The sequence below is a fragment of the Pectinatus frisingensis genome (genome assembly GCF_015732285.1).
Classification (GTDB): domain Bacteria; phylum Bacillota; class Negativicutes; order Selenomonadales; family Selenomonadaceae; genus Pectinatus; species Pectinatus frisingensis.
Genome location: NZ_WIQU01000032.1, coordinates 1 through 13,063, shown reverse-complemented (window position 1 = coordinate 13,063; position 13,063 = coordinate 1). Strand labels below are relative to the sequence as shown.

Here is a 13,063-nt window from a genome sequence, read left to right as displayed (position 1 = left end):
CCGTTGCTGTATCAACAACGGCTTATTCCTCCGTTTAGCCAAGCCATCTGAAAAACTATGATTCATATTTATAATCTCTTCTATAATATCTGCATAATATTTCCATAAGGCACAGCTATCTATAGTAAATAAATATTTACTATCAATGAACATTATAGTATAGTATATTTATTGAAAAGTCAAGAATTTATCAATAAAATGAAAGGATATCATAATGACTAACAAGCAGAAAATTTCCAATGATTTTCTTGAAGTACTTTTTTTGATGCGTCACCGTGTCTTTCGCCGTCTTGCCACTCCGCTGCCTATTAATCAATTCGCTATTCTGGCAATTCTAGCTGATGAAAAAAGCATGACTTTTTCCGAAATAGTGCATAAACTATCAATAATAAAACAACAATTATCCCCTTTATTAGATTGCTTGGAAAAAGACGGTTTTGTCAAGAGATTTCTTGACACCAAAGACCACCGTCGTATAAGGATCAAAATAACCATAAAAGGACGTCGTTTCATAACAGCCCACCAAAATGAAATAAAATCCCACTTAGAAGCAACATTATCGACTCTAAGCGATGAAGAAATTAAAGAATTTGACAATTCATTGCAGACATTAATACGTTTATTTGGTAAAATATCAATATTACATTAATTTACTTTTTTATTACATTTAGAGGAGATAATCATATTGCGAAAGCACAAATTAGTAATTATTGGTATGGGTAATGTAGGATCAGCCGTACTCGCACAGGCTGTGGCACAAGAATTAGCTGCAGAAATAGTCTGTATTGACATCAATAAGAAAAAAGCACATGGAGAAGCATTAGATATGACTCATGCAACACCTGCAGCCTGCAGTCCCAATATTACCATACGCTCGGGTGGATTCGAAGAATGTAAGAATGCCGATGTTATAATCTGCACCGGTGGACCAAGTATCATGCCCGATGAAAAATTAGACAGGCTGATACTGGCCGAACGCAATATAAAAGTTATTGGTGAAATCATGCAGGAAGTCACCACTTACACCCGTGACGCTATTTTTATCATGATAACAAATCCATTAGACATCACTACCTATCTTGCTGCCACCCGTTTTGACTACACTCCGGGAAAACTCGTGGGCACAGGTACTACACTGGAAACATTACGTCTCAAACGTATTATTGCCAATAATTACAATATCAATGCCAAAGATGTACAAGGTTTTATGCTTGGTGAACACGGCAACACAGCTTTTCCTGCCTGGAGCACCGTCAGCATTGGCGGTATACGTCTGCCTGATCTAGATAAATATTATCATCACCAGATGCCTTTCAATAAAGCCAAAACAGCTGACCTAGTTGTACAAACAGCCTATGATGTACTCAAGTCAAAAGGCTGGACAAACACCGGTATAGCAATGGGTGCCTGTTATCTAGCCAAGTCCGTATTTTTCAATGCCCGCTGTATAACCCCTGTATCCGCCCCCTTGAACGGTGAATACGGCCTGTCAGATGTTGCTTTAAGTCTGCCCAGTATCATTGGTGAAAACGGTGTGGAACAACGCCTTGCCATCCAAATGCCTGAAGAAGAAATTGAGGCCTTATATAAAAGCTCCAACAGTATAAAAGAAGTCCTAAAAGCTAACAATCTGATTTAAGTTTTTATTATATCCAATCAGATAGGTTACAAAGTCATTATCATTACTATAATATAATAGTATAATAACACATAGCAATATGTAAAATAAAATATTACTTTCCAACATATTATATACACAAATATTTTACTTGCAATTAATCACATAATGTTTTATAATATTTTTCAGTGTCAAGAGGTTTTCGACAAATGTGGGGATGTAGCTCAGCTGGGAGAGCGTACGGTTCGCATCCGTGAGGTCGAGAGTTCAATCCTCTTCATCTCCACCAAAGTTTTGGGGACGTAGCTCAGTTGGGAGAGTGCTTGAATGGCATTCAAGAGGTCGAGGGTTCGATTCCCTTCGTCTCCACCATTACGAATAAAGAATTTATGATACTTGGTAACAATTTGTTCAAAAGGTAACTGGGAGCAATTTGGGAGCAAACTTCATACATTAAAAATAGCCGGTAGGGTTTTCCTACCGGTTTTTTGTTGTAAGTAAATATTTATATTTTAATTCAAAAATCATTCCACTTTTTCGATAAAAAAATATTCAATGTAAATTATTCCACTAAAGATATGTTAATGAATAATAATTATTCAGTTTACATTTTATCCATAAAGGTGCAATATTCTGCTCCCCTTATCCACCCGCGTAGCGGTAGTATGTCACATTCCTATGAGGTCAACGCTGTTAATGCGACGGTCCTTATTAATTATTAAGATATGGATCTTCTGTCAATTTTTTCTGTCCAAGCATAGTAGTCAAATTTTGCAGATTGAAACGATACTGCGGTGAAGAAAAATCCTGTCCGGCATCATAATGATTGGATGCAGCATTTAAAATACCACATATTGTATCATAAAGCATGTCATTAGTAAAAAATTGGTTTTCATTATTTCGTAATATATTTGTTTGTATAGGAAAATTTTTCTGATATTCCGGCGATAGATAGACAAACATAGGAATACGTGCCATATCGAATTTGAAATTATCCGGATTATGAGTAATCTTCATATCTTCACCATGATCAGAGCAATACATCATGGCTTGCAAATGCATATTATTACTTGCATAGTCAAATATTTGCGACAAAATATAATCTGTATAAAGAATACTATTAGCATATGAATCATCAGCTGATATTTTCCCCTTACCTTTCCATTTTTCAAACTCTGCCGGATACCTGTTTGCATAAGTAAAATGACTTCCTATTAAATGGATAATTATAAAATTATTCTTATTTGGATCAACCTTGGGAAGAGCTTGTAGCAAAGATCCATCATATTTTTCCGTAAATACGTACGAATCATCCATCCATTCGGAATGGTCAGCTGTTTTTGCTATAAGTGTTATCGCTCCATCGTACTCATCGTATTTACCTTGATTACTGAACCAGTATGTTTTATACCCGGCTTTTTTAGCAACATCAAGCACAGATGAGGATTCAAAAAATTTCTTTTTATTATACTGACTAGCTTCAGTCAATGCACGTTCTATTACTGGTACGGTCTGTACCCAGCAGGAATATACATTACGAAATACTATAAAATTATCATCATTCATGCATTGTTGCAGCCATGGAGTGTCATCAAAGGGAAAATCAGGCGTATAAGCTTTCATGTAGTTGCGTGATGCCGATTCACCTACTACTAAAATAACTGTGCCCGGTACCGTTTGTGCTAAAGTTTCCTTTTTATCAAGAATAAGATCATCATATCTCTTACTATATTCTGTAGTATATCGCTGAGTTTGGTTCATATAGTTCGATATATCCAACCAATTTAACATAATAGAATTATGCGGGAATACACTATAAAGATATACTATCATAAGAACAAGTAAAAAAATTGATGCCGTTTTTTGTTTTTTAGAAAAATAACTAAATTGTGTTTTAGCAATTATTACTCTGTTGCATTTATATGCAGCATAAATAAATATAATGAGCATGCCCATAAATATGACAATATTCAATTTAAGATTGACCTGCACGAAATCAATACTTTCATTTATATTTGTCAAATAAACCGCCATCAAACTAGCCGGTGTCAGACAATGCCAAAATATTAAATAATATGCCCACTCTAAAAATGGAATTACTAGACATACAAAATTTATAACAGTAAAAATTATAGCTGTAACTTTAGCCTGTTTTAAAGGTAATATGGTTTCAACTAACGTTAAAAAAACGAACAATCCTACCCCCAAAAGCAAATCCATACATGCCGGAACAACCGGGGCATATTGTCCATATGAAAAAAAATACAATAAGGGAAATGTAACTATCCACATCATTGCTATAAAAATATTGGGGAAATAAATACGAGAAAAGAGCTTATCACCTATTGTCAGCTGGAAAAAATGCAATATAAGTACTACAGGCAAGAAGCATAGTACAGGAACAATCAGATTTTTAATACTTATGTAGAAGCAAATTGTCATGAAATAAAAAACTAAAAATGGAATTATAAATTTATCATCTATAATACGTGTTTTCAATAATATATCTCTACTTTCTATTCTGATAATTAATATAATTAAACAGAAAAGATATAATACCTCTATTAAGCATGCTATGTCTTTTTATATATAATAAATAAAGCTGTCCTATATAAGCCGTTAAATAATTTGAATCGAATAAACGCCTCCATCAGCATGTTCTCAAAATCTCTATTTTAGAGAACCACAATAAAATCTGAATTGACTACATATCCTTATGATGGGGTATTTATTTAAGATTATCGCATTTCTTTCGTATTTGCGGTAGAATAGAAATAAAATATATGGATACAGCAGATGGGAGAGTTATATGCATGGGATTGAGTTCAAATGTAAATGAAAAAGCATCTTTAATATGGGCCATCGCTGATAAACTGACAGGGGTATATAAACCGCATGAATATGGGCTGGTTATTTTACCGCTGACGGTTATACGACGGTTTGATTGTATTCTTACTGATACAAAAGATGCGGTGGTAGCAGAATATGGAAAAGTGCAAAAATTGCCGATGCGCAATGTACTGCTGCAAAGTGCAGCTAAACATGATTTTTATAATACAAGCAAATATACGTTTGAACGATTGGCAGCAGATCCAGATAATATAGAAACAAACTTTCGTGCGTATCTGAATGGATTCTCGGACAATGTACAGGATATAATTGCTAAATTTAATTTTGATATGCAAATCACACGAATGGCAGAAAAAGGCATTTTATACATAGTACTCAAAGAATTTACTACCCCTAAGGCAAATCTGCATCCGAACCTCATTTCCAATCTTGAGATGGGATACATATTCGAAGAAATCATCCGCCGTTTTTCTGAAGCTCATAACGAAGATGCCGGACAGCATTATACGCCCCGTGAAGTTATTCAGCTTATGGTAAACATCCTCTTTAATGATGATAACGATGTATTATCCGGTAACGGTACAGCAAAAACTATATACGACCCGGCCTGCGGTACAGGCGGGATGTTGTCTGTAGCCGAATCCTATCTCCACAAACTTAATGCATCTACAAAGCTGCTTGCGTTCGGACAGGAATTTAACGATGAAACATTTGCCATCTGCAAAGCAGATATGCTGATAAAGGGGAATGATGCCAGCTTTATAAAGGATGGCAATACACTGACAGGCGATCAGTTTAAAGGACAGCATTTTGATTATATTATTTCCAATCCCCCATTCGGACGGGAATGGAAGAATGAAAAAGCGGCAATAGAAGAGGAAGCCAAGAAGGGATTTGCCGGTCGTTTTGGCCCCGGGCTGCCGGCGGTGGGTGACGGACAGATGCTATTTCTCCTTACTGCCATAGCCAAGATGAAAGATACAAATGAAGGCGGCAGCCGTATTGCCATTATTCAAAATGGTTCCCCACTTTTTACTGGTGATGCCGGCAGCGGTCCTTCGGAAATTCGTAAATATATTTTGGAAAATGATTTACTCGAAGCGATCATAGCACTTCCTAACGATATTTTTTACAACACAGGTATTGCTACCTATATCTGGGTACTATCGAATAGAAAACAAGGAACTAAACGGGAAGGCAAGGTACAGTTGATAAATGCTAACCAGTGTTATGAAAAGCGTCGCAAATCACTGGGAAATAAGCGCAATGATATCTCACAAAAGGCAATCGATGCTATCACAAAGCTGTATGGAGAATTCAGTGAAACAGAAATCAGCAAGATTTTTGACACAAAAGATTTTGGCTATACAAAAATAACTGTGGAACGTCCTCTGCGTGATGAACATGATGAACTCTTATTGAAAAACGGCAAGAAACAGCCGGATAAAAATCTGCGTGATACAGAAAACGTCCCACTGAAAGAAAATATAGAAGAATATTTCAAACAGGAAGTGCTTCCTTTCGCACCTGATGCATGGATAGATAAAAAGAAATCCAAAGTCGGTTATGATATACCATTTACCCGCTATTTCTACAAATATAAAGCTCCGCGTCCGACGGAAGAAATCCAGGTCGAAATCTTGGATATCGAAACGGAACTGCAAGGCAGTTTAGAGGAGATATTTGACATATGAGAGCTATGAAGGACAGTGGAGTGGAATGGATTGGGGAAATACCGGCGAATTGGGGTATTAGAAAGGCAAAATATGTTTTTCAAAATGGTAACAATGGATTAAAAATAGGGCCATTTGGTAGTGCATTACGTGGCAAAACATTAGGAGAAGGGCCTTATGTCATATATAATCAAGCCAATTTAATCAAAGATGATTTTTCAATTAGACGTCACTATATTTCGGACAATACATATTGCCAGTTATCACATTACGCTATTTCTGCTGGAGACATTTTGTTTTCTATGATGGGAACTATTGGCAAATGTAAAATTATGCCAGATGGTGAAATGCCTGGTATCATGGATTCTCATTTGTTAAAGACTAAATTAAACAGTCAAATACTTCCTCATTATTTTGAATATGTCTATGATAAGGATAATAGTAACATAGTCTTCGAGCAGTTAGTTTATAATTCGAACGGAACAATTATGACCGGGCTGAATTCAACTATTATTAAAAATGTATTCATTCCATTGCCATCAATTTCTGAACAGCAACATATTACAGATTACCTTGATGACCGTTGCGCTAAAATCGACACGCTGATATCCCAAGAGCAGACAGTTATCAAGAAACTACAGGAATATAAGCAATCAATGATTACGCAAGTCGTTACTAAAGGATTGGACCCAGATGTACCGATGAAGGGCAGCGGCGTGGGATGGATCGGTGATATCCCGGCGGATTGGCAGATAATAAAGTTAAAGTATACATCTTATATAAGAGCAAGATTAGGATGGCGTGGTTTAAAGGCTGATGAATATGTTGATATGGGATATATTTTTTTGTCAGCGTTTAATGTTGCTAATAATCGATTGGATTTTTCTGACGTTAATTATATTGATCAATTTCGATATGATGAATCTCCAGAAATTAAACTTGCGATTGGTGATGTGCTTTTAGTAAAAGATGGAGCCGGTATTGGTAAAGTTGCATATGTTAAAGAAATGCCACAAGAATCTACTGTTAATGGTTCTATTGCCCTTATAACTGCGATAGATGGTCTCAATGGTAAGTTTTTATACTATTATTTTTTATCCAGCATGTTTAAGGCTTATATTAATTTGTTAAAAGATGGTATGGGGGTTCCTCATTTGTTTCAACATGATTTAAAAGAAATACAAATACCATTCCCAAAACGTAAGACTCAAAAACAAATTATATCTTTTCTTGATTTCCGCTGTTCTACTATAGATGCCACAATATCCAAAAAACAAACGTTAATAGATAAGCTTACAGAATATAAAAAGTCCCTGATTTACGAAGTTGTTACCGGCAAGAAAGAGGTGTAATAATGGCAGAGCTTAATGTAACAGAACAACAGTTTGAAGAAGATATCCAGCATTCATTATGTACGCATGGTGGATACTGCGTTGGTGATCCTCATTCATTTGATCGCAAACTGGCGCTGGATACTGCTGCTTTTCTTTCCTTTATACAGACATCGCAGCCGAATACATGGAAAAAGTATGTTTCTATCTATGGACAAGATAGCGAAAAACAACTTATCCATAGATTTTGCGATACGGTAAAGAAAGAAGGCCTGCTGCATATTCTCAGGCAGGGATTCAAAGACCGCGGCCTTATGTTTCGTGTTGTATTCTGGAAACCGGAAACTACTATGAATGAAATGGCGCATAAGCAGTATGAACAAAATATCCTGCATTGCACGCGGCAGTTACATTATTCTCTGAAAAACGAAAATAGTATCGACATCGTTCTATTCCTGAACGGTATTCCTGTCGTATCCCTGGAGCTCAAAAATCAGTTTACAGGACAAGATACGACCAATGCCATTAACCAATATAGATTTGACCGAGCCGGAAACGATGCTGCTTTTGCGTTCAAGAACAGAATACTCGTTCATTTTGCAGTCGACCTTTCCAATGTATATATGACAACACGGCTGCAGGGACCGGATACATATTTCCTTCCATTTAATCAAGGCAGCAACGGAGCGGGAAATGTCGGCGGCAAGGGCAATCCCATCAATCCCGACGGTTATGACACGGCATATTTATGGGAACAGGTACTTTGTAAAGACCGATTGTTAGAAATTTTTCATAAATACATGAACTTGGAAATAAAAAAGGACTCAAAAACAGGGAATATACTATCTGAACGTATTATTTTCCCCCGCTATCATCAATTGGACGTTGTCACCAAACTGCTATATCATGTGAAAGCAAATGGAGCAGGCCATAATTATCTGGTTGAACATAGTGCCGGTTCCGGTAAATCCAATTCTATAGCATGGCTGGCATATCGTTTATCCGGCCTTCACAATAACCGGGACGAAAAAATATTCCAATCAGTAATAATCGTAACGGATCGTCGTGTACTAGATCAACAGCTGCAGGATACAGTCTATCAGTTTGACCATGTATCTGGTGTGGTACAGAAAATTGACCAAAATTCGCAGCAATTAAAAGCAGCAATTGAAAACGGTACTGCTATTATCATTACTACCCTGCAAAAATTCCCGGTTATATATAAAGAAGTGGATGCCGGGCAGCATAACTTTGCTATTATTGTTGATGAAGCCCACTCCTCCCAAACAGGACAGGCAGCGCAAAAATTGAAACGTGCCCTGGCCGATACTGACGCTGTACTGGAAGAATATGCCAAACTGGAAAATGAAGAAGAAGCAAAGCAAAAAGATGACGAAGATAAATTATTGGAGCAATTGGCAGCTCACGGCAATCATCATAACCTTTCCTTCTTTGCATTTACAGCTACCCCAAAGAATAAAACGCTGCAGATGTTTGGTACGAAGTATAAAGACAAAACCTATCATCCGTTCCATATCTATTCCATGCGACAGGCGATAGAAGAACATTTTATTCTTGATGTACTGCAAAACTATATGACATATAAACTGTATTATAAAATCATCAAAAATATCCCGGATGATCCGCAGCTTGATACAACGACTGGTCTGAAAGCAATCCGTAACTTTGCCTCACTCCATCCGCATAATATTGCGCAGAAAACAACGATCATGCTGGAACACTTTCGCAGCGTCACCAAACATCGTATCGGCAGCAGGGCAAAAGCAATGGTGGTTACCCCGTCCCGGTTGCACGCTGTTCGGTATTTGCTGGAATTCAAGCGACAGATCAAGGAAAAAGGATATACAGATCTTGACGTACTCGTTGCATTTTCCGGTGAAGTCCATGACCGTGGGGAATCTTATACGGAAGAAAAAATGAATTGTACAAAGTCAGGAGAAACAATCAAAGAAAATGCGCTTCCGGCAGCATTCCATACAGATGAATATGATATGCTGATCGTTGCGGAAAAATATCAGACCGGATTTGACGAACCACTGCTGCATACGATGTTTGTCGATAAGAAGCTGTCAGGTATCAAGGCAGTACAGACACTTTCCCGGCTGAACCGTATCATGCGCGATAAAGAGGACACATTTATCTTGGATTTCGTAAATACGGCAGAAGAAATCAAGGAAGCATTCAAGCCATATTATGAAGAAACTGTATTGGATGAAGCAACTGATCCCAATGTTATCTATGATATCAAAAACACCTTGGATGGATTTAAAGTATATCAGCAAATAGAGATAGATACCTGCGCCCGAATCTTCTTTTATTCCGCCATACAAAAAGAAGGCGATCTGGGTAAACTAAAAGCAGCAATTACCCCGGCGGTAGATCGATATAATACATTAACCCAGGAACAAAAAGATACATTCAAGACCACACTTTCCCGCTTTAACCGTATTTATGCATTTATTACACAAGTGTGCCGGATGTTTGATAAGGACATTCATATATTCAGCGTATATGCGAAATTTTTGTATACCCAGCTTCCGAAGGAAGGTTCTGAAAAAATCAATATTGATGATAAAGTGCTGTTGGAATATTATAAATTGGAAAAAGGATTTCAAGGTACGATTCAATTGGAACCTTCTGAACAGGGATTCCATTCTATTACGGGGAATACCGGTCATAAAGAACGCAAAAAAGACCCACTGACAGAACTTATCCAGCAGATCAATACTAAATATGGTACAGATTTTACACAAATGGATAAAGTACTACTGCAAATAGAAAGCGATTACGCAGCTAAAGAAGAATGGCAGGGATATGCACAGCATAACGATTTCAAAACATTTATGCTCCTGTTTAATAAAGAATTCCCCAATTTAGCAGTAGAACGATATAAGCAGAATGATGAATTCTTCGTGAAAATGTTCTCTGAACCGGACATGATGAAACAAGTGGCTGGCACAATTGGAGGTATACTCTATGATCGACTGCGAATGTCATATGAATATCCATTGCCTGATAACGTTCATCAGTATGTTGCTGAGCATAGCGATAGTGAAAAAGACGACATATACTAATTAAGTAAGTTGAATATAATAATTTTCGTATGTAATTTTAAATTATTATATTAGATAATGTAAAATGGAGGATATAAGAATATCATGGCTATTACAAAATATGAGTCTTATTATAATAAGATTCGCGAACAGTTAGAAATTATAAAAAACAAAAATGAATATAATAATAATTCCATAGCATTTGCTCATTGGTATTTGCAAAGATATTATAAATTGAATGAGCAACAAATTGCGGAAGACATAATTGATGGTGACGGAGATCTTGGAATTGATGCGGTTATTTTAAATGAAGAGGATAATGCACTTGCAGTATTGCAATTTAAATTTCCATCAAAAAAGGAAAATAATAACAATGAAATATCACAGGGAGATATATTAAAAACATGGAATGGATTTACGACATTAATTGATAATGAAATGACATACAGTGGGAGTAATTTAAAATTTCGTGATTTTAAAGAGCAATTAAAAAATGCAGAAATCACCAATTTTAAAATATATTTTGTAAGCTACAATAAGGGTATTGTTGCTAATAAAGATGTTATTGAAACATTGGCAGAAAAATTTCGTAACAATACTGGAAGTACTCTTGACATCGTATATCATGACAGAGATATGATTTCTAATATATATGAAAAGTTAAATCGAAAAAATAATATAAAAATCACACTCACTTATAAACAAATGTCATCGGCATATAATATAGACAAACGTGCAATTGGTTCTTACGTAGGATTTGTGAATGGGGTGGACCTTGTTAAGGCTATTTCAAATAACATGGCAACGATTTTTGATGAAAATATTCGATTGTTTGAGTATGGATCTAATATAAATGTTGGAATTTCAAGAACTGCTACTTCAACGGATCAAGCAAATATGTTCTATTTTTATAATAATGGCATTGTTTTTATATGCGATAAAGCTAGTAATAGCCCTGCTGCCAATAAAATTATTTTAGAGGGTGCTTCTGTAGTTAATGGATGTCAAACACTTAATGTTTTATACAATGCCAAACAAAAAGGAAATTTAAATCAGGCAGTTTATGTGTTAGTACGTATTATAGAAATATCTAGTTATAATGAAAGAATGAAAATAACAGAGTATTTAAACTCACAAACACATATCAAAGACAGTTATTTTATTGCAAATCATTCAATTGTTCGTGATTTACAGAAAGAGTTATTAAAAAAAGGATATTTTCTCGAACGACAAGTTAATGAATATGAATATATGCACGATCACGGCAAACCAATCGGAGCGGAGAAAGTTATTCAATTAGAAACGGCAATCCAATATTATGTAGGTTATTGGGTTAACAAATATGCTAATGTTGCAAAACGTGGAAAGGGTGCTTTATTTGATAAAAATAAAATAGAAGATTTACTTTGTGATATTTCTGCCGATAAAGTTATTGAAGCAATAACTACATATAATGAAATTTCAGAAGTATTGACAATGTATAGGAAAACCCGTAGAAATTCTAACAAGCAAGAATTTGCAATGTATATTGGAGTTAGTCAGGAATGTTTACTGCAAAATATAGAAGAATTCCTTTATATGAACACTGGCGATATTATATTATTAAATACTGTTGCAAATTTAAAGCGTAAATATGCACTATTAAAATTAGAAAATTTAACAACAAAAGATTTGATAATTGATGCCATTTTTATAAATCGTGAAATTATTTCTGCTGAAAAGGATACAAATACATCTGCTTTGACAAAAAGCACAGCTATTTTTACTAAAATGCAAGAAAAGGTATCCAGTTTAACCGAAAGATATAATTCAACTGGTGCTAGTATATAAATAGAGCAAAATAAAATGAGAATTTTCCTAAAAAATATTAAAATAAAATTACAGTATAGGAGNTTACAGTATAGGAGGAACTCATCATGTCAGAAAGCGGAAAGCAGCATAATAAAGAGTTTAAAATAAATGCCGTCAAATACGTCATAGAACATCCTGAATTAACACAAAGACAATGCTGTAAAAATTTAGGCATTGGCCTCAGTACTTTAGGTTCTTGGCGCCATGAATATAAACAAAACCATGGAGATGTCCCTGTCAGAGGCTCTGGCAATTATTCTTCTGATGAACAAAAGGAAATTGCTCATCTCAAACGCCAATTACGCGATGCAACTGACGCGCCTGATGTCCTAAAAAAAGCTATCAGCATTCTGGGCAAAAATTAACGGCCTCTATTTATATAGAAATTTCCGCGAAGATAGAAACATCAAAAGTTACAGGACACCGTGTTTGTATCTCCGGAATGCTGCATTTTCTGAGTGTGTCCCGCTCTGGCTACCGTTGCTTTGTAAATCACAAAGTCTCTGCAAATGAACAGCGCCGCAACCGTATAGAAAAAGAAATTACCACAATTTATAGCCAATCAAAGCAAATTTACGGTGCCCCTAAAATCACTGAGAAATTGCGCCAAAACGGTGAAATTATTGCAAGCCGTACAGTTGGAAAATATATGAAATCATTAGGTCT

At 35.8% G+C, this 13,063-nt stretch carries 9 protein-coding genes and 2 tRNA genes; 10 read left to right on the top strand and 1 reads right to left on the bottom strand.

Going from position 1 to position 13,063, the window contains the following annotated elements:
- Positions 1–214 precede the first annotated feature (214 nt).
- From I6751_RS05585 to I6751_RS05570, 4 genes are all read left to right on the top strand, one after another.
- Positions 215–649 carry a MarR family winged helix-turn-helix transcriptional regulator gene (locus I6751_RS05585; RefSeq protein ID WP_196592468.1) on the top strand — a complete coding sequence of 145 codons (435 nt, stop codon included), beginning with the start codon at positions 215–217 and terminating at the stop codon, positions 647–649.
- A gap of 30 nt (positions 650–679) precedes the next feature.
- Positions 680–1,639, top strand: a complete 960-nt coding sequence (locus tag I6751_RS05580; RefSeq protein ID WP_462139396.1) for an L-lactate dehydrogenase — start codon at positions 680–682, stop codon at positions 1,637–1,639.
- Between the two features lie 192 nt (positions 1,640–1,831).
- Positions 1,832–1,907: transfer RNA gene (locus tag I6751_RS05575), tRNA-Ala, on the top strand.
- Positions 1,908–1,914: 7 nt separating this feature from the next.
- Positions 1,915–1,990, top strand: a tRNA-Ala gene (locus tag I6751_RS05570).
- 339 nt (positions 1,991–2,329) lie between these two features.
- Here I6751_RS05570 and I6751_RS05565 read toward each other — a convergent pair.
- Positions 2,330–4,117, bottom strand: coding sequence for a phosphoethanolamine transferase (locus tag I6751_RS05565; protein ID WP_231038012.1), 1,788 nt, complete (start codon positions 4,115–4,117; stop codon positions 2,330–2,332).
- Positions 4,118–4,431: 314 nt separating this feature from the next.
- Here I6751_RS05565 and I6751_RS05560 point away from each other — a divergent pair, with 314 nt between their 5' ends.
- From I6751_RS05560 to I6751_RS05535, 6 genes are all read left to right on the top strand, one after another.
- Entirely contained in the window at positions 4,432–6,162 is a 1,731-nt protein-coding gene (locus I6751_RS05560) for a type I restriction-modification system subunit M (protein WP_196592470.1), read from the top strand.
- A complete protein-coding gene (locus tag I6751_RS05555) occupies positions 6,159–7,493 on the top strand; it encodes a restriction endonuclease subunit S (RefSeq protein WP_196599014.1) in 1,335 nt (444 codons plus the stop codon). The genes I6751_RS05560 and I6751_RS05555 overlap by 4 nt, the downstream gene beginning before the upstream one ends.
- Positions 7,494–7,495: 2 nt before the next feature.
- Positions 7,496–10,567, top strand: a complete 3,072-nt coding sequence (locus I6751_RS05550) for a type I restriction endonuclease subunit R (protein ID WP_196592472.1) — start codon at positions 7,496–7,498, stop codon at positions 10,565–10,567.
- Positions 10,568–10,651: 84 nt separating this feature from the next.
- Positions 10,652–12,376 carry an AIPR family protein gene (locus I6751_RS05545; protein ID WP_196592473.1) on the top strand — a complete coding sequence of 575 codons (1,725 nt, stop codon included), beginning with the start codon at positions 10,652–10,654 and terminating at the stop codon, positions 12,374–12,376.
- 86 nt (positions 12,377–12,462) lie between these two features.
- Positions 12,463–12,762, top strand: a complete 300-nt coding sequence (locus I6751_RS05540) for a transposase (RefSeq protein ID WP_196599013.1) — start codon at positions 12,463–12,465, stop codon at positions 12,760–12,762.
- Positions 12,763–12,839: 77 nt separating this feature from the next.
- A partial coding sequence (locus I6751_RS05535; RefSeq protein ID WP_196599012.1) for an IS3 family transposase occupies positions 12,840–13,063 on the top strand: 224 nt, incomplete at its 3' end.

Excerpts from the sequence above, each read along its gene's own strand:
- I6751_RS05550 (WP_196592472.1), top strand. The coding sequence starts at position 7,496 with ATGGCAGAGCTTAATGTAACAGAACAACAGTTTGAAGAAGATATCCAG.
- I6751_RS05545 (WP_196592473.1), top strand. The coding sequence starts at position 10,652 with ATGGCTATTACAAAATATGAGTCTTATTATAATAAGATTCGCGAACAG.
- I6751_RS05585 (WP_196592468.1), top strand. The coding sequence starts at position 215 with ATGACTAACAAGCAGAAAATTTCCAATGATTTTCTTGAAGTACTTTTT.
- I6751_RS05540 (WP_196599013.1), top strand. The coding sequence starts at position 12,463 with ATGTCAGAAAGCGGAAAGCAGCATAATAAAGAGTTTAAAATAAATGCC.
- I6751_RS05560 (WP_196592470.1), top strand. The coding sequence starts at position 4,432 with ATGGGATTGAGTTCAAATGTAAATGAAAAAGCATCTTTAATATGGGCC.
- I6751_RS05555 (WP_196599014.1), top strand. The coding sequence starts at position 6,159 with ATGAGAGCTATGAAGGACAGTGGAGTGGAATGGATTGGGGAAATACCG.